This window comes from Halalkaliarchaeum sp. AArc-GB, from assembly GCF_031432225.1.
Classification (GTDB): Archaea; Halobacteriota; Halobacteria; order Halobacteriales; family Haloferacaceae; genus Halalkaliarchaeum.
The window spans coordinates 659,962-682,537 of sequence record NZ_JAVKGM010000001.1; the positions used below are offsets into that span (position 1 = coordinate 659,962).

General features: G+C 63.8%; 20 protein-coding genes. 17 read left to right on the top strand and 3 right to left on the bottom strand.

The annotated features are described in order from the left end of the window. Positions 1 to 5: 5 nt before the first annotated feature. The 16 genes from RH858_RS03290 (at position 6) to RH858_RS03365 (ending at position 16,666) form a co-directional block, all read left to right on the top strand. Positions 6 to 1,193 carry a twin-arginine translocation signal domain-containing protein gene (locus RH858_RS03290; protein ID WP_259533843.1) on the top strand — a complete coding sequence of 396 codons (1,188 nt, stop codon included), beginning with the start codon at positions 6 to 8 and terminating at the stop codon, positions 1,191 to 1,193. Positions 1,194 to 1,233: 40 nt separating this feature from the next. Next, positions 1,234 to 2,772 carry a nickel-dependent hydrogenase large subunit gene (locus RH858_RS03295; RefSeq protein WP_259533844.1) on the top strand — a complete coding sequence of 513 codons (1,539 nt, stop codon included), beginning with the start codon at positions 1,234 to 1,236 and terminating at the stop codon, positions 2,770 to 2,772. Beyond that, positions 2,765 to 3,727: a cytochrome b/b6 domain-containing protein gene (locus tag RH858_RS03300; protein ID WP_259533845.1), complete on the top strand. Its 963-nt coding sequence runs from the start codon at positions 2,765 to 2,767 to the stop codon at positions 3,725 to 3,727. The genes RH858_RS03295 and RH858_RS03300 overlap by 8 nt, the downstream gene beginning before the upstream one ends. Positions 3,728 to 3,729: 2 nt before the next feature. Further along, on the top strand, positions 3,730 to 4,284 hold the full coding sequence (locus RH858_RS03305) for a hydrogenase maturation protease (RefSeq protein WP_259533846.1): 555 nt from the start codon (positions 3,730 to 3,732) through the stop codon (positions 4,282 to 4,284). Continuing rightward, a complete protein-coding gene (locus RH858_RS03310; protein ID WP_259533847.1) occupies positions 4,281 to 4,487 on the top strand; it encodes a hypothetical protein in 207 nt (68 codons plus the stop codon). Before RH858_RS03305 ends, RH858_RS03310 begins: the two co-directional genes overlap by 4 nt. Continuing rightward, entirely contained in the window at positions 4,487 to 4,891 is a 405-nt protein-coding gene (locus RH858_RS03315; RefSeq protein ID WP_259533848.1) for a HypC/HybG/HupF family hydrogenase formation chaperone, read from the top strand. Before RH858_RS03310 ends, RH858_RS03315 begins: the two co-directional genes overlap by 1 nt. Continuing rightward, positions 4,884 to 5,987, top strand: a complete 1,104-nt coding sequence (gene hypD / locus RH858_RS03320; protein ID WP_259533849.1) for a hydrogenase formation protein HypD — start codon at positions 4,884 to 4,886, stop codon at positions 5,985 to 5,987. The genes RH858_RS03315 and hypD overlap by 8 nt, the downstream gene beginning before the upstream one ends. A 2-nt stretch (positions 5,988 to 5,989) precedes the next feature. Next, entirely contained in the window at positions 5,990 to 7,132 is a 1,143-nt protein-coding gene (gene hypE / locus RH858_RS03325; protein WP_310561113.1) for a hydrogenase expression/formation protein HypE, read from the top strand. Further along, positions 7,132 to 7,533, top strand: a complete 402-nt coding sequence (locus tag RH858_RS03330; protein WP_259533851.1) for a hydrogenase maturation nickel metallochaperone HypA — start codon at positions 7,132 to 7,134, stop codon at positions 7,531 to 7,533. Before hypE ends, RH858_RS03330 begins: the two co-directional genes overlap by 1 nt. Before the next feature lie 8 nt (positions 7,534 to 7,541). Further along, positions 7,542 to 8,396 carry a hydrogenase nickel incorporation protein HypB gene (gene hypB / locus RH858_RS03335; RefSeq protein ID WP_259533852.1) on the top strand — a complete coding sequence of 285 codons (855 nt, stop codon included), beginning with the start codon at positions 7,542 to 7,544 and terminating at the stop codon, positions 8,394 to 8,396. A gap of 3 nt (positions 8,397 to 8,399) precedes the next feature. Beyond that, positions 8,400 to 10,736: a carbamoyltransferase HypF gene (hypF, locus tag RH858_RS03340; RefSeq protein WP_259533853.1), complete on the top strand. Its 2,337-nt coding sequence runs from the start codon at positions 8,400 to 8,402 to the stop codon at positions 10,734 to 10,736. A 679-nt stretch (positions 10,737 to 11,415) separates the two neighbouring features. Further along, positions 11,416 to 12,822 carry an ABC transporter substrate-binding protein gene (locus RH858_RS03345; RefSeq protein ID WP_259533854.1) on the top strand — a complete coding sequence of 469 codons (1,407 nt, stop codon included), beginning with the start codon at positions 11,416 to 11,418 and terminating at the stop codon, positions 12,820 to 12,822. Positions 12,823 to 12,984: 162 nt separating this feature from the next. Then, the gene (locus tag RH858_RS03350; protein WP_310561114.1) at positions 12,985 to 13,887 is read left to right on the top strand and encodes a sugar ABC transporter permease; all 903 of its coding nucleotides are present in this window, start codon (positions 12,985 to 12,987) and stop codon (positions 13,885 to 13,887) included. A 114-nt stretch (positions 13,888 to 14,001) separates the two neighbouring features. Beyond that, complete coding sequence (locus tag RH858_RS03355) at positions 14,002 to 14,796, top strand: ABC transporter permease subunit (RefSeq protein ID WP_310561133.1); 795 nt, start codon at positions 14,002 to 14,004, stop codon at positions 14,794 to 14,796. A 4-nt stretch (positions 14,797 to 14,800) separates the two neighbouring features. Continuing rightward, entirely contained in the window at positions 14,801 to 15,952 is a 1,152-nt protein-coding gene (locus RH858_RS03360; RefSeq protein ID WP_310561115.1) for an ABC transporter ATP-binding protein, read from the top strand. Positions 15,953 to 15,955: 3 nt separating this feature from the next. Continuing rightward, on the top strand, positions 15,956 to 16,666 hold the full coding sequence (locus tag RH858_RS03365) for a glycerophosphodiester phosphodiesterase family protein (protein ID WP_259533857.1): 711 nt from the start codon (positions 15,956 to 15,958) through the stop codon (positions 16,664 to 16,666). A 36-nt stretch (positions 16,667 to 16,702) separates the two neighbouring features. Here the strand turns inward: RH858_RS03365 and RH858_RS03370 are convergent, their stop codons facing one another. Both RH858_RS03370 and RH858_RS03375 read right to left on the bottom strand, forming a co-directional pair. Beyond that, positions 16,703 to 18,286, bottom strand: coding sequence for a BCCT family transporter (locus tag RH858_RS03370; RefSeq protein ID WP_259533858.1), 1,584 nt, complete (start codon positions 18,284 to 18,286; stop codon positions 16,703 to 16,705). A gap of 435 nt (positions 18,287 to 18,721) precedes the next feature. Then, entirely contained in the window at positions 18,722 to 19,921 is a 1,200-nt protein-coding gene (locus tag RH858_RS03375; RefSeq protein ID WP_259533859.1) for an iron-containing alcohol dehydrogenase, read from the bottom strand. 189 nt (positions 19,922 to 20,110) lie between these two features. Between RH858_RS03375 and RH858_RS03380 the strand changes: the two genes are divergently transcribed. Continuing rightward, complete coding sequence (locus RH858_RS03380; protein ID WP_310561116.1) at positions 20,111 to 21,622, top strand: aldehyde dehydrogenase family protein; 1,512 nt, start codon at positions 20,111 to 20,113, stop codon at positions 21,620 to 21,622. A 30-nt stretch (positions 21,623 to 21,652) separates the two neighbouring features. Here the strand turns inward: RH858_RS03380 and RH858_RS03385 are convergent, their stop codons facing one another. Then, entirely contained in the window at positions 21,653 to 22,453 is an 801-nt protein-coding gene (locus RH858_RS03385; protein ID WP_259533861.1) for an IclR family transcriptional regulator, read from the bottom strand. Positions 22,454 to 22,576: the final 123 nt, after the last annotated feature.

Genomic DNA, 22,576 nt, shown 5'->3' on the forward strand with positions numbered 1-22,576 from the left:
ACTGCATGTCAACACTTTCCAATACGTCTCGACGGAACTTCCTTCGGCTGGCGGGGGCGACAGCCGCAGGATCCGTCATCGCCAACCACTCGACGGAGATCGCCTCCGCCTTCGAGCGGGCGTCCGAGGGGAACATGGACGTCGTCTGGCTCCAGGGACAGGCGTGTACGGGCTGTACAATCTCGACGCTACAGGCCCAGTATCCGACGCTCGAGGAGGCGCTCCAGCAGTTCCGACTCGACGTGACCTTCCACCCGACGATCATGCCGGAGGCCGGTCCAGCGGCGATAGATGCGATGAGCGACGAGCCGGACATCCTCATCGTCGAGGGATCTGTCCCCGTCGACATTCCCGAGGCGGCGACGGTCGGTCGAAACCCCGACGGTTCGGCAAAGGCGGTCGTCGACTGGGTGATGGAACTGGCTCCGGAGGCGGAACTCGTCGTCGCGGTCGGTAACTGTGCCTCGTTCGGGGGCTGGCCGGCTGCCCAGAACAAGAAAAGACTCTACGGTCTGGGCGACAACGTCACTGGCGCGAAAGGGCTCCAGTTCGAGAAGCGCAGCGCAGGGGGCGTGTTGGGGCCCGACTTCACCTCCGGCGCCGACCTCCCGGTCGTCAACCTGGGCGGCTGTCCGCCCAACCCGGATTACGTGCTGTTGACGCTGGCGACCGTCCTCAACGGTCACATTCCCGAACTCGATCGATACCACCGTCCGAAGCCCTTCTACGAGCCGCTCGTGCACGACAACTGTCCGCTGCGGGGGTACTTCGACCGTGGCGAGTTCGCAGACAAACCTGGCGGGGAGGGCTGTCTGATAAAGCAAGGCTGTGCCGGTCCGTACACCCACTGCGACGACATGAGCCGGCTGTGGAACGACGGGACGAGCGTCTGTCTGAACGTGGGCTCCCCCTGTATCGGCTGCATGGAGCCCGGATTCTGGGATCGGTTCTCGCCGTTCCGCGAAGACATCGAGAGCGCCGCCATTCTCGGGAACGTCAGCGCTACCCACGCGGGGGCGGCAGGCGTCGTCGCGGCCGCAGCCGGCATCGGCGCTCACGTCGCCCGGAAGGCGATGGGCTACGGGAAGTTCGACGACGGGGGAGAACCGCCCGAGAACGAGGGACCGCCCGGAAACCAGGGACCCTCCGATACCCAGGACCCGCCCGAGAAACCGGAGTCGAACGCCGACTGACGGATCGAACTGAAACTGACCACACGAACACACGACACACATGCCAGAAATCACGATCGATCCGACGACGCGAATCGAAGGCCACCATGGAACCACCCTGCAGGTAGAGGACGGGGTCGTCCAGGAGGCGAAAAGCGAGATGAAGATGTTCCGGGGTGCAGAGATAATCACGCTCGGTCGTCCGCCAACGGACGCCGCCCAGATCACCGGGATGGTGTGTGGCGTCTGTTTTCTCTGTCACCGACTGTGCTCCTCGAAGGCGGCCGAAGACGCCGCAATGAACGCCGGCGTCTTCGATGGCCCGCCGCGGAACGCGGTGCTGCTTCGGGACGCGGCGGAAGGTATCTTCTACCTGTGGAACCACGCCGTCCACCTGTTCGCCCTGGTCGGACCCGACTACAGCGATGCAGTGGCGGGAACCGGTTTCGACCGACTGGATCCGCTCGAGGGCGACGGCTACATGGGTGCAATCGAGAACCAGCGCAAGCTCATGAAGGCGCTCGCAGAGTTCGGCGGCCGCGCGCCCCACCCGGTCGGCTACGTCCCGGGCGGTCTCGCGATCCATCCCGACGCCTCGACGATCGCGTCGGTGAAGTCCCGCGTAATGGAGGTCAGCAACTGGCTCGGACCCACCGAGGCCGTCCCGGACGTGATCGAGAACGTCCAGGCTGGTGAACTGGATCCCGAACTCGGCGAGGGGTTACACGACATCGTCTCGATCCTCGTGGCTGCAGCCGAGTTGGGCGCCGCCGACATCGGCGAGGGGCCGAACCGGTACTACAGCAACGGCATCTTCGAGGACCCCGAGACCGGCGAGCTCTTCCTGCCGCGCGGGGTCTATCGCGACGGCTCGATCGAACTGATGACCAAAGAGGAGGTCGTCGAGGGCATCACAGAGGACACCGAATACTCCTGGTACACGGACGACTCGGGAGGGGCTCCGACCGAAGCAAAGCCGCCGGAGCCGGACCTCGACAAGGACGAGGCCTATTCGTGGGGCAAGGCCCCGCGGTTCGACGGGGAGTCGATGGAGGTCGGCCCGCTCGCCCGTCTCGTCATCAAGGACGCGGACCCGTTCGACCTCCGGGAGACGCTGGGCGGGGGCGCCGACGAGAGCAACACGCTCAATCGGCTGATCGCCCGCGCCCAGGAGGCGCTTCTGGTCCGCGACCAGGTGCTCGAGTGGCTCGACGCGATCGACCCCGCCGAGCCGTTCATGGCCGACGACTGGACCGACGACTTCACCGGATCCGGCGTCGGTCTGTTCGAACCGTCCCGTGGTGCACTCTCCCACTACATGGACGTCGAGAACGGACAGATCGAGCGCTACCAGATCATCACGCCGACGCTGTGGAACATCGGACCACGCGACGGCGAGGGACAGCCCAGCATCTTGGAGGAGGCGATCGTCGGAGACGAAGTCGACAACGTCGACAACCCGCTGAACATCCTCCGGACGATCCGATCGATGGACCCCTGTCTCGCCTGTGCGGTCCACGTCCAGAGTCCGGACGGAGAGTTCGAGACTGAGATCGAACCGGCCCGGCCAGGCATCTCGGAGGGGGGATGTGATGTCTGAGAAAAGCGCCGACCCCCGGGAGGTGAACCGCCAGACGGCCGACAACTCCGCCGACGGGTGGCTCACGAGGCTCTGGCTCGACGTCGCCGAGCGCTACGAGCGGTACCAGTACCTCGAGGAGGAGGACAAGGAGATACTGGACTGGCACGGGTGGGGATCTATCGTCTCCCACTGGTCGATGGTACTCGTCACGCTGCTCGCGGCGGCGACCGGTCTCGCGATCTGGACCGGCTGGTACGGGCCGTTGAACATCGGCATCTGGGACGGCTACCACGTCGCGTTCGTGATCCACATCTGGGCGGGAGTCCTGCTTGCAGTGTTTGCTTTGCTACTGTTCCCGTACTACGATCTTGTCGTCGACGGAGAGTCGCCGCTGATCAGCCGCGAACAGGTCAAAGATCAGATCGTCATCACGCTTTCGTTCCTCGGACTGGCCAGTTACATCCCCGGATACAAGAAGGCCCGACGGACGTACGACGAGACGACCGGCGAGTGGGCCGGCTACCACCCGATGCAGACGGCGTTCTGGTATGCGACCTGGTTCTTCGCGATCCTCCTGACGCTTTCGGGATTCGCACTCTGGGCGGAACTCGCGACGGATCCGGCGTGGTGGATCGCCGGAATCGGCTTCCTGGCAGGGACCGTCGCCTACGAGACCATGCTCCGGATCCACTTCCTGGCGACGATCTTCTTCCTCGTCTCGGTAGGGGTTCACGCGTACTTCCCGCTGTGTCCGAGCAACCACGACCTGCTGTTCTCGATTATCCACGGGAAACTGTACGGATGGAGAGTCGACGAGGAGAGCCGACCCGAACGTCGGGGAGAAACGCGATCGAAAGACAGGCTCACAAAGCGGTTCGACGCGATCTCGAAGCGTCTCGGCACCAGCACGGACGTCCAGGAACAGCTCGGCTCCGAGGCCGACGAAAAAGCCGAAGAGGCGGATTCGAAGTGACGATGACGGGATCGTCCCTGAACGCCCGGTCGGCGGCGGCAAAACGACGCGACGAAATCGATTGTGCCGAGATTGCGGTGGTCGGCGTCGGGAATCCGATCATGGGCGACGACGGCGTCGGGAAGCGCGTGATCGACGAGCTGGAGACGTCGTCCGACGAGCGGACGAACGGCGTCGTGCTCACGCACGCCGGAACGACCGCGTTCTTCGCGCTGGAGGCGATGAGTGGCTGCCGGAAGGCGATCGTCGTCGACGCGATCGAGACCGGAGCGGAACCGGGGACAGTCCACAGGTACAGGTACGTCGACGGCGCCTTCGCCGGCGAAGTCCCGGAGATGACGATGCACGACTTCTCGTTTGCAGAGGCGCTGCGGGCGGGACGAGACGCGTACGACATCCCGGACGAACTGCTGGTGTTCGGCATCGAGCCCGCCCGGATCGAGGCGACCCTGGAGCTGAGCGACCGAATCGAACGCGGGGTCCCCGAACTGGTGGATCTCGTACTCGAGGAACTCGCGACCAAATCTACACGTATCGATGGAGGAGATGAACCATGAGCTCACAGTGGTACTGTACGGACTGTGAAACGTACATCGACACCGAGGAAATCGAGGAACACGAGGCCGACGACCACACCGTGAAAGGGACACTTCGGCCCGACAGACTGCTCGGCAACGATCCCTGGAACATGCAGATCGAGGCCGACGGGGAGATCGACTCCGCCCCGAGTGTGCGCAGAGACGAGGGGGGTGATGAGTGATGTGTCTCGGTATCCCAGGGGAGATCCTCGAGATCGACGGCCTCACGGCGCGGGCGGAGTTCTGGAACGTCGAAAAGGAGGTCAGACTCGACATCGTCGGCGACGAGGTCGAGGTAGGCGACTACGTCCTGAATCACGCCGGGTTCGCGATCCGGAAGATCCCCGACGACGACGTCGAGGAGACGATCGAACTGTACGAGTCGCTGCTCGCGGGCGACGAGGACGAGGCGCTCGAGGAGATCGGCGCGACCGACGCCACCCTCGAGTTCGGTGACCGGCCCGCCGCCGTCGACTCGCCAGCGGCCACGACGACGATCGACGGGATCGCCCAGCGCCCCGAGGCCGGTTCGCGGACAGCCTCGGAGGACTCGACGGAGAAGTCGGAGCGTGACGCGGATGAGTGAGGAGACACTCCAGTTTCGCGACCCCGAGCAGGCCGAGCAGCTTGCCGACCGGCTCGAGGCGCTGATGGCCGAGATCGACGGATCGGTGAACCTGATGCACGTCTGTGGCTCCCACGAGCAGGCGATCGCGAAGTTCGGGCTCCGGAGCATGCTCCCCGACGGGCTCTCGCTCCGGATGGGGCCGGGGTGTCCCGTCTGCGTGACGAACATGCCGGAGGTCGACGAGGCCGTCGCAGTCGCGAAACAGGGGGCGATCGTCGCCACCTACGGCGACATGTTCCGGGTCCCGGGGACGACACAGAGCCTCGCTGACGCCCGGGCGGACGGCGCTCGCGTCGAGATCGTCTACTCGGCAAGCGAGGCGGTCGACCTCGCAGAGGAGAACCCCGACGAGGAGGTCGTCTTCTTCGCGACGGGGTTCGAGACGACCGCCGCCCCCACTGCGGCGATCCTGGTCGACGATCCCCCGGAGAACTTCTGGGTGCTTTCGGCCCACAAGTACGTCCCGCCGGCGATGGAGGTCGTCGCAGAGATGCCCGACACCGACATCGACGGCTTCCTGGCGGCAGGCCACGCGGCGACCATCACCGGCTACGGGCTCTTCGAGCCGTTCGTCGAGGAGTACGAGATACCAGTCGTCGTGGGGGGCTTCGAGCCGGTCGACGTCATGCTCGGAATCGAGCGGTTGCTCGAGTACATCCGCGAGGACACTGCCGGACTGGAGAACGCCTATCCCCGGTGTGTGACCCGGGAGGGGAACCGGGCCGCACTCGAGACGATGTGGTCGGTCTTCGAGAAGACGTCCGGCGAATGGCGCGGGATCGCCGAAATTCCGGGGGCGAACCTCACCCTCAGGGAGGAGTACGCCGACTACGACGCCCGGGAACGATTCGACGTCGAACCGGAAACCGGGGGCCCCGACCCGCTGACCGAACAGTGCGTCTGCGGCGACATCATGGCCGGCAAGGCCGACCCCGACGAGTGTGACCTGTTCGGCGAGGAGTGTACGCCCGGCAATCCGGTGGGCGCCTGCATGGTGAGCAGCGAGGGAACCTGCAAGATCTGGCACGAGTACGGGGGACACCCGGACCTCTAACGATGGCCAGTGACAGCACACCGGAGACGGACAGGGACGAATCGGGCGGCGGCTCGGGTAACGAATCGGGCGGCGGCTCCCCCGACGGCTCCGGTGACGACTCCGGCGAGGTCGTCACCCTCGCCCACGGAGCCGGCGGAGAGGCGATGCGGTCGCTGGTCGACGAACTCGTCGTGCCCCGGTTCACGGACGGCGATCGGACGGCCGGAGTCGGCGAGGGTGGTGTCGGACTGGCGGCGCTGGACGACGGGGCGGTCCACCCGATCGGCGACGGCTCACAAGCGATCGTCGTGACCACCGACAGCCACGTCGTGACGCCCAGGTTCTTCCAGGGCGGCGACATCGGCCGGCTGGCCGTGGCGGGAACCGTAAACGACCTCGCTGTGATGGGGGCGACGGAACCGCTCACCCTCACCTGTTCGTTCGTGCTCGAGGAAGGGACCCCGATCGCAGACGTCGAGCGCGTCGTCGAATCGATGCGGGAGACCGCCCGGGAGGCCGGCGCGACGATCTCGACGGGCGACACGAAGGTGATGGGCAACGGCGAAGTCGACGGGATCGTGATAAACACCGCCGGGATCGCGCACGTGGATGCCGGCGACGCAGTGACCGACGCCGGGCTCCGGCCGGGCGATACAGTCATCGTCAGCGGGACGATGGGCGATCACGGGATCGCGCTGCTCGCCGAACGCGAGGGGTTCGACTTCACGGGTGATTTGAAAAGCGACGTCGCCCCGGTGAACGACCTCGTCCGGGCGGCGATGGCGGCCGGCGAGGTGACGGCGATGAAGGATCCCACTCGCGGCGGACTGGCGAACGCACTCAACGAGATGGCCGACAAGGCGGACGTCGGCATCGACGTGGTCGAAAGCGAGATCCCGGTCTCGGGCGCGATCGCCTCCGCGGGCGAGGTGCTGGGGATCGACCCCTTCTCGGTCGCCAACGAGGGGAAGGTCGTGTTCGGGGTGGATCCCGGCGACGCGGATGCAGTCCTCGAAGCGATCAAAGACCGTCCCGGCGGCCAGGAGGCCGCGATCGTCGGGCACGCAACCGAGGAACATCCCGGGCGCGTCGTCGTCGACACCGGCTTCGGCCGTCGATACATGAGCGAACCAGAGGGGGAAACCCTCCCCCGGATCTGCTGATGCACGAGATAAGCGTCGCCTCCGGCATCCTCGACCGCGCGATCACGGCGGCGGAGGAACACGGCGCCGACCGGATCGACGCGATCACGATCGAGATCGGCCGGGCGACCCACGTCAATCCCGAGCAGCTCGTGTTCTGCCTCGAGACGATCGCGGATGGAACGGCGGGCGAGGGCGCGACCGTCCGAACCGAGACCGTGGATCCGGTTGCGGTATGCGACTGCGGCTGGCGCGACGAACCCGACGATCTGGGACTGGTCGGCGGGTTCGCGCCGGACGTCCGCTGTCCGGAGTGTGGTGAGCGGACTGAACTCGTCCGGGGACGAGAGTGCCGGCTCGCGAGCATCGAAGTACCGGAGGCTGGTGACAGGACCGAGCAGACAGCTACCCAGGAGCGTTGAGAGGACACATGCACTACGAGAGGACGATCCGACCGATCCGACTGTACCGAACGAACCGAGCCACTCTCCCGCCGGTTCGGTGGCTCGAGGAACTCGCAGATCGCCTGGGGGCGGCCCGGGCCCACCGGTTCGGCCACGGGGACCACGATCACGGCGAGAGCGCAACCGACGCCGAGGCCGACGTGCTGGCGGCGATCCGGGAGCGCGCCGGCGAGATCCACGAGACGCTCGCCCACGACCACGGCGTGTTCGCCGTGGAGTTCGTGGGCTCCACCGGCGGCGGAAAGACGAAACTCATCGAGGAACTGCTCGAACGCGCCCCGACGGACGAACAGATCGGCGCGATCGTGGGCGACGTCGCCGGCGAGGACGACGCGACCCGGCTCCGCGAGTACGGGATCCCCGTCGAGAACGTCAACACCGGCAAGGAGTGTCACCTCGATCCGGGCGGGATCGAGACGGCGCTCTCCGCGTTCGATCTCGAGGAACTGGACACGCTGTACGTCGAGAACGTCGGTAACATGGTGTGTCCGGCGGACTTCCCGCTGGGCGCGACCGTCCGGGTGCTCGTGGTCAGCACCACCGAGGGCGACGACGTGGTCGCCAAACATCCCCTCCTGGTGCAGAAGTGCGACGCGGCGGTCGTAAACAAGGTCGACCTCGCCGAGGCGGTGGGAACCGACCTGGATCGGGTTCGGGCCGACCTCGCGCGGGTTGCCCCCGACGTTCCGGTGTTCGAAACCGACGCGAGCTCCGGGGCGGGCGTCGACGAACTCGGAGATTTCCTGGAGTCGAAACGCGGAGAGCACGGTCACCACGGGCACGATCACGAACACGACCGAGTTCACCATCCCGGCGAGTAGCTAATGACAGGCTCACGAGTCCGTGTCGACCTCACCGTGCAAGGCGTCGTCCAGGGAGTCGGGTTCCGCCCGTTCGTCTACCGGCGGGCAACCGACCACGACCTGTCCGGCACGGTTCGAAACACTGGTGACGCCGGGGTCGAAATCGAACTTGAAGGGGACGCCGGGAGCGTGGAGGCGTTCCTTGCGGATCTCCGAGAGCGACCGCCGCCGCTCTCCCGGGTCGAGTCGGTCGAGGTCGATCGAAGAGACGAAAGCGGGGACTCCACGATCGGAGGAAGCGAGGAGTTCCGAATCCTCCAGTCGACCGACGACGACGGTGGTTCGGGAACGATCCCGCCCGACACCGGAATCTGTGATCGGTGTCTCGAGGACGTCCGGGATCCGGAGTCGCGATACCACCGCTACTGGGCGACCTCCTGTGTGGATTGTGGCCCCCGATACACGGTCATCCGAGAGTTGCCGTACGACCGACCGCGCACCTCGATGGACGCGTTTCCGATGTGTGACGCCTGCCGAACGGAGTACGAGAACCCTGCCGATCGACGCTATCACGCCCAGACGATCGCCTGTCCCGACTGCGGGCCAACGCTGTCGCTTCTGGAACCGGTCGACGGGGGGGCCAGTCCGGGCGCACAGCGCCGGGAACGCGCGACCGGTCCGGAGGCGATCGACGAGACGGCGCGACGGCTCGCCCGCGGAGAGATCGTCGCGATCAGGGGTATCGGCGGCACGCATCTGGCGTGTGACGCAACCGATCCCACGGTCGTACAGCGGTTGCGCGAGCGAACGAACCGCCCGGGGAAGCCGTTCGCGGTGATGACACCGTCGGTCGACCGGATCCGGTCGTTCGCCCGAGTCTCGGAGACAGAACGGGAGCAACTCGAGGACGTCCGTCGACCGATCGTCGTCCTCGAACGGGACGACGAGGACTTGCTCGGCGCCGTCGCACCCGGACTCCACACTGTCGGGGTGATGCTCCCGTACGCGGGACTTCACCACCTCCTGTTCGAAGAAGCCGTAACCGAAGGGAAACACGTGGCCTCCAGGATCGAGGGTCCGCTCGTAATGACGAGTGGAAACATGCCCGGAGATCCAATGTGTACGTCAGTCGACGAGATCTTCGGGAGCCTGTCCGGCGTGATCGATGCCGCGCTGGTTCACGATCGAGAGATCGTCGCCCGGTGTGACGACAGTGTCGTGCGCGTCGTCGACGGCGACCGACGGTTTCTCCGGCGATCCAGGGGGTGGATCCCTCAACCGTTGCCTCGCCAGTCCGAGGGATCACCGACGCTGGCGCTCGGAGCGGAGTTCGACAGCACCGTTGCGCTGGCTCGCGACGACGAGGTGTTTCCCTCTCAACATCTCGGCGACGTCGACGATCCGGCAACCGAGAGGTTCCTCCGGGAAACGGTCGATCACCTCGCCGAACTGCTGGGGGTCGATCCGAGCGTCGTCGCCTGCGACGCTCATCCGAACTTCCTCACGAGCAAACTGGCCGCGGAGTACGCCACCGAGGAACCGATCCGAGTGCAACATCATCACGCCCACGCGGCCTCGCTTCTGGGCGAGCACGACCGCGACCGGGCGATCGTAATCGCCGCCGACGGCACCGGCTACGGCCCCAACGGGACGATCTGGGGGGGCGAGGTGCTCGACGCGACGAGAGGCTCCTTCGAGCGGATCGGAGGGCTCGGAACGTTCCGCCTGCCGGGCGGAGAGGCGGCGATCGAACGGCCGGCGCGGATTCTCGCGAGCCTGCTTTCGGATCCAGATCGGATCGACGAATTGCTGATCGAGCGGGCAGCGCTTTCACCCGCCGATGCATCGACCGTGCGACAGAGCCTGGAGGCGGGAGTGAACGCGCCGGAAACGACGAGCGCCGGCCGGTTCCTCGACGCGATCGCCGCGCTCGTCGGGGTCGGGACCGAGCGACGGTACCAGGGCGAACCTGCGATCAGGCTCGAGGCAGCCGCTTCCGGACACGATCCGGTCGACATCGAGATCCCGTACCGACGGCGCGACGGCGATCGAGTGGTCGACGTGAATCGCCTGACAGAGACTCTCGAAACACTACTCGAGAGGGAACCGGCAGCCGTCGTCGCCGCGACAGCCCAGGACGCGCTGGCGCGGGGGCTCGCCGAGATCGCAGTCGACGTGGCCGTCGATCGGGACGTCGACGCGATCGGATTCACCGGCGGCGTGGCGTACAACGAGGCCATTTCCCGACGGATCCGGGAAACCACCGAATCTGTGGGGTTGGCGTTCCTCGGCCACGAGCAGGTTCCGCCTGGCGACGCCGGGATCGCGTACGGACAGGCGGTCGTCGCGACGGAATGACTGTGGACGACGGAGAGAGTCGACGAACATATAGAATCAGAATATAATAAATATATTTTATATGATTGTCGAATCCGAGCAATCCGATTCGAACGTGTCAAACACTGCCGAGAACAGGAAAAAGTCGAAGCCGACGAATTAGAGCAGATAACAGTGCGAGTAATAGTGTAATAAACACGTGCAAACAAAACCTGCCGAACTGTAAACAAACCTGTCGAACGACGACGAAATCCCTCGACAACAGGGATCGAAAAGCCGGCGTTCTCGTCCTATTCGATACGAGATAAACCAAAGTTACCACCAGTTGTGTCGAGATAAGGAAGGACCGACGGTTATTACCATAAAATATATATTAAACCCGAATAAACAGATTAATTATATTTTCTACCGCACTACCGCACTACCGCGCTCGAAGGGTCGGAGCCGTCCGTCAACAGACGGTCATAGCGTTCGCTGGCCAAAAAATATATAGTGTTCTATACTAATATATACCAATACAGATCGTCGGAAGGCTGTCGGTACACGTTCGTACCCCTTCGGACCCGAATATATACGTATTACAACATTATTTGAGCGGCGACCGAATACAGTTACGCGATGGTATTGAACCATCCACCAGCCGGAAGAGAGATAAAAACCATTACCTTTATAGAGAAGACCCTTATAGGTGTGATAGACCATGTCAGATAATGGTAGGCGGTTGATCAGCGAAGCGGCGTCGCGACGTCGCGTGCTCAAGAACGTCGGAGCAGCCGCGTCCGTCGGTGGATTGGCGGCCGTGGCCGGATGTACGGGTGACGGCGACGACGAGCCCGCCGATGTCGGCGGCGAAGGTGAAGTCGAGGGCGTCGACGAGGTCGAAATCGAGTTCTGGCACGGGCTCGGCGGCGACCTCGGACAGATGGTTTCGGACCTCGCGGACGACTTCAGCGAGCAGTCCGACACCATCACAGTGACTGCGATCGAGCAGGGGACGTATCGGGAAACGATGAACCAGACGATCAACGCCGTTCGCGCGGGTAACCCGCCGGGCCTGGCACAGATCTTCGAGGTCGGAACCAAGCAGGCGTACGACAGCGGAGCGTTCGTCCCCATCGAGGAGGTCATCCCGGAGGAGCAGCTCGAACTCGAGAACTTCCTGGATCCGGTGCTCAACTACTATCGGATCGACGGGCAGCTCAACTCGATGCCGTTCAACTCCTCGAACGCGCTGATGATGTACAACAAGACTGCCTTCGAGGAGGCCGGGCTCGACCCCGAATCGCCGCCGGAGACCTTCCAGGAGGTCATCGACTACTCCGAGGAGCTGATGGACGCCGGCTACAACTACGGCATTACCTGGCCGAACCACTCGTGGTTCGTCGAGCAGTGGTTCGCGCTCCAGGACCAGGAGCTAGTCAACAACGAAAACGGCCGCGCCGGAGACCCGACGGAAACGTACATCAACAGCGACGCCGGGATGAACGTCTTCGAGTGGTGGCAGGAGCTCGACGAGATGGGCGCGTACCTCTCGACCGGGATCGAAGCGTGGGGCGAGGCCCAGCAGGGCTTTTTCACCCAGGAGGCACCGATGGTGCTGTATTCAACGTCCAGCATCAACCCGATGCTGCAGGGCGCCCAGGACAACGACTTCGAGGCGGCCGCCGCGCGGATCCCCGCACCGGAAGGACAGCGTGCCGGCGTCACGATTGGGGGCGGCTCGGTGTGGATCCCCGACGGACAGGACCAGGCCGAACAGCAGGCTGCCGCGGAGTTCCTCCTGTGGCTCACCCAGCCCGAACAGCAGGAGCGATGGCACCGCGGCACCGGCTACTTCCCCGTGCGCGAGGAGTCGATCGAGAACCTCGAGGCGGAAGGGTTCTACGACGAGAACCCGGACTTCCGCGTCGCGCTCGACCAGCTCCAGGAAGGCCAGGACACGCCGGCGACTCGGGGCGGGCTCATCGGGCCGTTCCTCGACACCCGGACGACGATCGCCGAATCCGCAGTCGCAGTCATGGACGGAGATCCGGTCGGCGAAGTGCTCGACGACGCCGCCGAGGACATCGAAGAGGCGCTCGAAGACTACATCGAGCGACAGTCGTAATCCCCGTGTCCGGCACCCGGCTCGGCGGATCGGGGCGGCGATCGAATCGACGTCGAGTCGGCCAACTGACCGGACGGAGTCGGACGAGAACAGGTGCGACAGATATATAGCCCGCATTTTTCAATATGCCAGAAACCATGCGAAACAGGGGGTACAGAATCGATGGCTGAATCGCAGAGAGCGGTGTTCAAAAACCGGAAGCTCGCGGCGCTGCTTTTGCTTCCGACGATCGCAGTCTGTCTGGCGTTCCTGTACTATCCGGCTATCGACACGTTCCGGTTGAGCCTGTTCCAGACGACGCTGGTCGACGAGACGTTCGCCGGCCTCTACAACTACGAGCGGATGTTCACTTCCGAGCGGTATCGAAACAGCATTTTCGTGACGTTCGCGTTCGGGGGTGTCGTCGTGTTCGGTACGATGCTGGTTGCGCTATTTATCGCATTTATGATGTACGAGGTGAACCACTTCACCTCGGTGTATCTCATCACCGCGATCTGGCCGTACGCGCTGCCGCCGGCCGTGGCGGGGCTAGTGTTGTTGTTCCTGTTCCAGCCCGATCTCGGAATCTTCACCTACTACATCAGGGCGATCGGGTCGGTCTTCGGCATGGACATCGCGTTCAACTGGCGACAGGACGGCCCGCTTGCGTTCGCGGTCGTTTCGGTCGCGGCGATCTGGAAACAGCTCGGCTACAACATCATCTTCATGATCGCGGCACTGAACAACATCCCGGACACGATCGACGAAGCGGCCGAACTCGACGGGATCGGTCGCCTCAACCGACTGTTCCGCATCTACGTGCCGCTGATGTCGCCGACGCTCGTGTTCCTGATCGTGATGAACACGATCTACGCGTTCTTCGCGACGTTCCCGCTGATCGACCTGATGACCAGCGGCGGTCCGGGCGGTGCGACGAACATTCTGATCTACAACCTCTACATCGACGCCTTCGAGAATTTCAACCTCGGGTATGCGTCCGCACAGTCGCTGGTGTTGTTCCTGATCGTGGGATTGTTGATGTACGGACAGCTCAAAGTCTCGGACCGGTACGCACACTACGGGTGATCATCGATGGCAGAATCAACAGTCTCAGAAACGACGACACGGGGCGAAGACACCACGACAGGGACCCGACGGAACCGACAATCCCTGGGGGACGTCCTCCCCGACCAGTGGTTGATGCACGTTGGACTGATCGTCTCCATTTCGCTCATGGCGCTCCCGCTGATACTCGCGGCGCTCATGAGCACCCAGTCGGTCGCCGAGATCTACGACGTGACGAATCTCGCACCGGGGAGCGACGCCTACGGGAACTACTACCGGGTGATGACCGACTTCAACATGTGGACCTACCTCATCAACTCGACGATCATGGCGCTTGCCATCGTCGTCGGGAAGGTGGGCCTGTCGCTTCTGGCGGCGCTCGCGCTGGTCTACTACGACTTCCCGTACAAGAACGCGACGTTCATGTTCGTGCTGTTCACGCTGATGCTCCCGGTGCCGGTCCGGATCGTCCCGCTGTTCGAGCTGATGGTGAACCTCGACTGGACGAACACGATGCTCGCGATCACGATGCCGTATCTGGCAAGCGCGACCGCCGTCTTCCTGTTCCGGCAGCACTTCATGTCGATTCCGGCGTCGATCGTCGAGGCGGCAAAGCTCGACGACGTTGGCGGGCTCAGGTTCCTGATCTTCGTGTTGATCCCGATGTCGAAAGGGATGATCGCGGGCATTTCGGTGATCACCTACATCTACGCGTGGAACCAGTACCTCTGGCCGCTGGCGGTCATCAGCAGCCAGGATCAGCAGGTCGTACAGGTCGGGCTCAAGAGCCTCGAAGGAACCGCAGCGGCGGGACAGATCGAGTGGGGGCTCATCATGGCGGGCGCAATGATCGCGCTCGTGCCCCCGCTCGTGGTGCTGATCGTGCTGCACAAGCCGCTGCTCGAAACGTTCGGTCTCCAGCAGAAATAGAACGATGGCAACGATTCAACTCAACGACGTGGTGAAGCGCTTCGACGACGTCGTCGCGGTAGACGGCATCGACCTGACGGTTCGTGACGGCGAGTTCATCGTCATCGTCGGCCCGTCGGGCTGTGGAAAGAGCACGACGCTCCGACTCATCTCGGGATTGGAAGACGTCACAAGCGGCGTCATCGAGATCGGTGGCCGCGACGTCACCGGACTCGAACCGAACGAGCGGGACATCTCCATGGTGTTTCAAAACTACGCGCTGTACCCGCACATGACCGCAAAGCGGAACATGACGTTCGGCATGAAGTCCGCCGGCGACTTCACCGACGAGGAGATCGAACAGCGCGTGACCGAGGCGGCGGAGATCCTCGACATCACGGACCTGCTCGATCGAAAGCCGGGGGCACTGTCCGGCGGGGAGCGCCAGCGGGTCGCGCTCGGGCGGGCGATTTCCCGGGACCCCGAGGTGTTTTTGATGGACGAGCCGCTGTCGAACCTCGACGCGAAGCTACGGGTCCAGATGCGTGCCGAACTGGCGAAGCTCCACGACGAACTGCAGACGACCACCGTCTACGTCACCCACGACCAGACGGAGGCGATGACGCTTGGTGACCGTGTCGCAGTCATCGACGCCGGACAGATCCAGCAGGTCGACTCCCCACAGCGGCTGTACGACTTCCCGGAAAACCGGTTTGTCGCGGAGTTCATCGGCGACCCGGCGATGAACATGATCGACGTCACCGTCCGTGACGGCAACGCCGTCCACGAGGCGTTCTCGATCCCGCTTCCCGCCGGAGAGAACACGGTCGGGAGCGGGGAGGTAACCGCTGGGCAGCGGTCGGCGATCCTCGGCATCCGTCCCGAGGACTTCTATCTGGCCAGCGAGTATCCCGACATGGGAGAAACGACGTTCCCGGCGACTGTTACGGTCACCGAACCGCTCGGGGACAGCCTCCTTTTGTACTGCCGGATCGCCGACACCGAGTTCAAGGTGCAGGCGGAACCCCGGAGCACGCTCCAGCCGGGTGACGAGGTCGAGTTGACCTACGATCCAGCACGGCTCCACCTGTTCGATCCGGAAACCGGCGACGCCATCTACCACTCGGAAAGCGCCCCCGGATCCGAGGAGCAGCTCGAACAGCCGGTCGACGAGTGATCGATGGGACGAAGTCGACCTCCGATCGGCCGGCGTCGTGACGACGGGGAGCCGGCGTTGCGGATCGGCCACCGCGGCTGTGCGGATCAGCATCCGGAGAACACGGTCGAAGCGATCGAGCAGTCGGCGCCGTACGTGGACGGCTTCGAGATCGACGTACGCCCGTGTGGCTCCGGCGAGCTCGTCGTCTTCCACGACGAGACGCTCGACCGGGTGACCGACGGAACCGGCCGCGTCGACGAGACCACGCTCGGAGAGCTCCGGGAACTGGAGGTGCTCGATTCCGGCGAGACCGTTCCGACCCTCGGGGAGCTGCTTTCGGCGGTGCCCGACTGGCTTCCGGTCAACGTCGAGCTGAAGGCGACGGGGATCGAAAAGGAGGTGCTCGAGATCTGTGGCGACGCCGACGTCGAAGTGCTGTACTCGTCGTTTTTCGTCCGTGCGCTGCGCGAACTCCGGGACGCCGACGAAGCGGCACCGGTCGGAGTTCTGTGTCACGAGGGCGTCGACGACCGGCTCGCACTCGCCGAGGAGCTCAAGGCCGTCGCCTTTCACCCGTCGATGGAGCTGGCACTCGAAACGGACATCGTCGAAAGATGTCACGATCGCGGGCTTGCTGTAAACGTCTGGACTGCCGAAACCGAAGCCGACGTCCGTCGGCTGCGCGAGCGGGCCGTCGACGGGATCATCGCCGATCGGTGGGACGTGTTTTGAAAACGCGGATCGAACCGAAACGGCGGTGAAAGGGGTTCAGTCGTCCTCGAACGACTCCTGCGAACGTCGCTGCGTTACGAGCGAATCTTCCCGGGAGCCGTCCAGCGTCTCGCGGTAGTAGTCGCGGGCGGCGATGTAGCTGGCTGCCGCGATCGCCACGATAAACACCGTAAACGGGAACGCAAGCACCACCGGGAACGCCTGCATGGCCTCGAATAGCGGAAGTTCGATCGTCATGACGCCGACGAAGGCGAGCAGCACGCCCCACCACGCCCGATTCCGTGCGTTCGGGTTCTCGGTTCCGAGAGTGATCGACGAGAGGATGAACACGGTGGAGTCGAGCGAGGTGATGACGTATCCGGTGATGACCAAAAGGAACAGGACGGCGATGAGCACCCCGAACTGGGTGAGTGTCAACGCCTCTACAATTCCTGCGGGGATGCCGTCGGCGGCGACAGCATCCGAGACGGGCTCTACGAACCCGGGCGAGAGCACCCAACCGCCGATGATCCCGTGTTGTATCCACAGCAGAACGCCCGGAACCCCCACGAGAACCACGAACGTCTCCCGGATCGTCCGCCCCTTGGAGACGCGGGCGACGAAGCTGCCGACGAATATGCCCCAGGCGGCCCACCACGCCCACCAGAAACTGGTCCAGTAGTGGCCCCAGTTGCCCGCTGCGGTGGGGTCAGTGTAAAAGGAGAGTCGGAACATGTTGTTCAGCCAGACGCCGGTCGCGTCCAGCCCGATGTTGATCATCGACAGCGTCGGACCGACGACGAGCAGCGCCGCCGCAGAGACCATCGCAAGTATCACCGTGATCTTCGCGGCGTTTTGCAGTCCCTTGTGGAGACCCAACCAGACGTCGGCAAGGAACACCACCCCGATGAAGCCGAAGAGAACGTACGTGAGCTGGGAGCCGGGGAGATGGAACACGTCATCCAGTAGCGCAGTAAACACCTGCGCAGAGAACCCCATGGTAGCGGCGATCCCACCCACGATGGCGATCAGCGACGCGAGGTCGACGAACCAGTAGAGCTTGCCGTAATCGTCCTTGCCCAAAAGGGGCCGGAGCATCGAACTGATCTTGTACCTGCTTACGTCCTTGTTGTAGATGGTCAACGCGAACGCGAGCGCGAACGGTGGATACCACATCGCGAGGCCGGGGAACACCTCGTGGATGTACATGAACGAAAGCGAGAGCGATTCGATCGGCGCCTGCACCGGCCACGGCTCCGGTGGGGGAGCCGCGACGATCGAGGCGGGTTCTCCTACGCCCCAGATGATGATCGAGCCGCTGTAGCCGACGGTAAACACCATCGCGATCCAGCCGAACAGCCCGAACTCCGGAGTGGCGTCCTCGCCGCCGATACGGATCTGCCCGTATCTGGAAAACGCCATGAACGCCGAGAACGCGAGCAACGCGAACCCGAGGACCATGAACCACCACCCGAAGTTGTGCAACACCCAGTCGTAGGCGCCGAGCATCGCGTCGTTGAACCACTGTGGACTGGCGATACCGACTGTCCCGAGCGCGATTAGTCCTGCTCCCGTGAGGAAAAACAGGAGTTTCTCGTTTCTCTCTGCGTTCTCTAACCCGAACAGTTTCCAGAGGTTCATAATTGTCGTCGTGTAACGCGGTGTTCGTCGTCTGCGTGTCGGTGTCGGCCGGCGTCCGCGAGTGGGCACCGCCCACGAGCGATCACCGGCGTCTCACGTACTGTACAAACGTCCAGTGTTGTTTCGAGTTGTGACTCTCGAACGCTACGCCGCCCTTGCCGTTTCCGAACCGGAACTCGGAAGACTATCGGTCGATCGTCAGGCTGGTCCATGGTTCTGCGAATAACTCATGAGTGGTTTTCACTGCCACAGGCACGATCTAAACTGATGGATAATAAAACCTTTTATTTATTATCCCTCGCAGTCGGGCGATAGAATAATGTTAGTAAAACATTACTTTAGCGGTTCGGAACTCCTGCCTGTCGAAACCAACCGTGAGTACACCTCCCGCATCTGGGGCGTGCGGGCGTTTTGCGGCTCAGTCAGCGTTCGCGTTCAGTACGCGTCACGAGCGATTTCCAGCAGGTCCTCGGCGTCGGCGTCCCGCGGGTTGTCGTGGATCTCGATCGTGTACAGCGCGTTTTCGGCAATTTCCGGGAGGTCCCCTTCGTCGACGTCGAGATCGGCGAGGCTCTCGGGCAGGTCGACCGCCGCGATCAGTTCTTCGACGGCGGCGACCGCCTCGCGGGCGGCCTCCTCCTCGGAGAGCCCGGAAACGTCGACACCCATCGCCTGTGCGACTTCGGCGTACCGGTCGGGCACTTCCTCGAGGTTGTACCGCATCACGGCGGGCGTGAAGGCGGCGATCGCCTCGCCGTGAGGGATCTCGGGATACATTCCGCCGGTCACCTCCGCCAGCGAGTGAATCGCCCCGAAGCCTGCGAAGTTCTCACAGATTCCCGCCACGTTGGAGGCGAACATCATCCGCTCGCGGGAAGCCATCGTCCCCTCCTCGTAGGCCTCCACCAGGTTGGCCGACACCAGTTCCATCACGTTGTACGTCAGCGGTTCGACGACCGGCGGTCGCGCCGAGGAGACGTGGTTCTCCAGCGCGTGTGAAAACGCGTCGAAACCGGTCGCGGCCGTCTGGCGCGGCGGCAGCGACGCGGTGAGTTCGGGGTCCACCAGCGCGATTTCGGCACCCAGATACGGGCCGTCCGGGTACAGCGGCGGCTGTCCCATCGCCATTTTGAAGTCGCGCTCTTCGTCGGTGATGACCGCCCAGTAGTCCACCTCGCTGCCGGTGCCGGCGGTCGTGGGAACGGTCACCAGCGGTAGCGGTTCCGTCTCGATCGGTGCTTCCATCACGTCCTCGGCGGACTTCACCTCGTAGTCTGCGACCTCTCCCGAGTTCGTCGCCATCAGCGTCGCTCCCTTGCCGACGTCCATTACGCTGCCGCCGCCGACGGCCACGACCGCGTCACAGCCTTCCGTATCGAGCAGTCCTGTCGCCTCCTCGACCATCGACGTCGTCGGATTCGGCTCGACGCCGTCGTAGACGATGTACTCGATACCCGCATCATCGAGGGACTGTTCGATCCCCTCGAGGAGGCCGACCTCCCGGATTCCCTCGTCGGTGACGACCAGTACCGACTCCCACTGTTGAGAGTCGACGAGCGGGCCGACCCGCTCGCTTTTGCCGTTGCCGAACTCCACCCAGATCGGGAACGACAGCGTGTACTCGCCGAAGCTCATTTTCGGCCCTCCGGCGTAGCGAACGTCACGCTCGGGGCGTTCGATCGACGGTCGACGGACTCTCCTCTCCGAATACGTCGGGCTTGCCTTCGCATCTCGTTTGGAGGTTTCCCTCGCAGTTCATAAAAGTATCCGTACGCCGAGTGACAGGAGCACAAATTTAAGAACGCCTGCATCGATACGCAACCCATGGCAGAGCCACAAGGAGAGACAGCCATAGTCGAGCGACATCTATCGGCACACGAGGAAGCGACCGACGGAACCGAGTTTCACGCCTGGATCGGCGGGGACCACTACCGGACCGACGAGGGGCTGGAAACCCGGGATCCGGCGATCGACGAGCCGATCCTGGAGGTTCCGCGATGTGGATCCGGCGACGTCGACGCCGCCGTCGAGGCCGCCTGGGACGCCTTCGACCGCGAGTGGGCGTCCACAACGCCCCGAGAGCGGTCGAACCTGCTGTTCGAGTGGATCGACGTCCTCACAGAGCACGTCGACGAACTCGCGAAGCTGGAGTGTCTCGACACCGGCAAACCGATCACGCAGGCGCGCGGCGAGGTCGAGGGCGCGATCGACACCCTGGAGTACTACGCGTCGGTGTGTCGCGCCCAGCGGGCCGATCACGTTCCAGCCGGTGACGACCTCCACCTGTACACAAAACACGAGCCGTACGGCGTCGTCGGCCAGATCGTCCCGTGGAACTTCCCGATGTGGGCCGCAGCCTGGAAGCTCGGCCCCGCACTCGCGGCCGGCAACGCCACAGTGCTCAAACCCTCGACGGACAGCCCGCTGACGACGATCCGGATCGCGCAGCTCTCGGAGGGAATTCTCCCGGACGGCGTGCTCAACGTCGTGACCGGAAACGGAAGCGAGACCGGAAGCGCGATCGCCGAACACGACGAGATACGGAAAGTCTCCTTCACGGGGAGTACGGCGGTCGGCTCGGGCGTGATGCACGCGGCCGCAGACCGCGTTGCACCGGTCACGCTCGAGTTGGGCGGCAAGTCCCCGTTCGTCGTCTTCCCGGATGCCGACCTCGATCGGGTCGTGGATGCGGTCGCCGACGGGATCTTCTACAGCACGGGCGAGATCTGCGACGCGTTCTCCCGGGCGCTGGTTCACGAGGACGTCATCGAGGAATTCACCGAGCGGTTCGTAGAGAAAGCCGAGTCGTACTCCCTGGGTGACCCGCTCGACGAGGAAACCACGATGGGACCGCTCACCTCCGAAAGTCAGTTCGAGACGGTGACGGACTACATCGAGACCGGCAAACGGGAGGCGGACCTGCTGTGTGGCGGCGGCCGTCCGGAGGATCCGTCGCTTTCGGACGGATGGTACGTGGAGCCGACAGTTTTCGGAGACGTGAAAAACGACGACACGATCGCCCGCGAGGAGATCTTCGGGCCGGTCCAGACGATCATCCCGTTTTCGAGCTACGAGGAGGCGATCGAACTCGCGAACGACACCCGGTACGGGCTGGCCGCCGGCGTCGGCACGGAGTCGACATCGCTCGTGCACAACGCCGCAAACGACATCGAGGCCGGCCTGATCTACGTCAACGAGTACGGGCCGATCCTGCCGGAGGCGCCCTACGGCGGCTTCAAGGAGTCCGGCGTCGGCAAGGACCTCGGGCTGGAGGCGCTCGATCACTACCGGCAGACGAAATCCGTCTACGTCAACCTCTCTGAACCGTCGCTGTAGGTTGAAACGGCAACGACCGGATGACCCAGGTCAGTCGCCTGCGGTCGCCGCGGCGATCTCCGCTTCCAGTTTCTCGACGACAGTTCGGAGTGACGCCGGGATGCGCTCCCGGAATACGTCGCCAGTGAGACGGTAGCTCGGCCCCGAAACGCTCATCGATCCGACGGTGTTTCCGTCCCCGTCCCGAACGGCCATCCCGACGCTTCGAAGCCCCTCGGTGTACTCCTCGTCGCCGAGCGCAAATCCCCGTTCCTCCGTGCGATTCAGTTCCTCGTACAGCTGCTCCCTGTCGGTAATCGTGTTCTCTGTTACCGCCTCCAGCCCCCATCGATCGACAATCGAGTCCACGCGTTCCCGGGAATACGTCGCCAGGATCGCCTTGCCCGAGGCGGTCGAATGGATGGGATAGTACGTCCCCATCCGAGCGCGGTAGCCGTTGGATCCACCCTCGGCGTACTTGACCCACTTGTGGTACGACTCCGAGACCGTGATGATCCGGCCGTGATCCTCGACGATGAAGTCCACCTCCTCGGTCGTCTCCTCGGCCAGCCGGTGGACCGCTTCGTCGATCGCCTGGTTCCCGGGGAGCCGCGACCGGGCGTGCTCCCCCAGGTTCAGGAATCGAAATCCCACGTGATACGTGTCTTCCTCCTTGATGAGGTAGCCGTTCGATTCCAGCGTCGCGAGATGTTTGAACACTGTACTCACCGCGAGAGAGAGCTCCTCGGCGAGTTCGGTCATCGTCGCGCCCTCCCGTCGTTTGATCGCCTCGAGCAAAGCGAGGGACCGTTCGGTCGTGTCGAGCGTGCTTCCCGGGGGATCAGCGAGCATCGTTGTCCGAACGAGCGGGCGCTCGGTATTAAAGATTCACGTGATTCACGTAAGCGAAATCGGTCCAATTATTCACGTATGCGAAAATAGATTCCGTCGATTCCCGGTAGCGATCACAGTGCG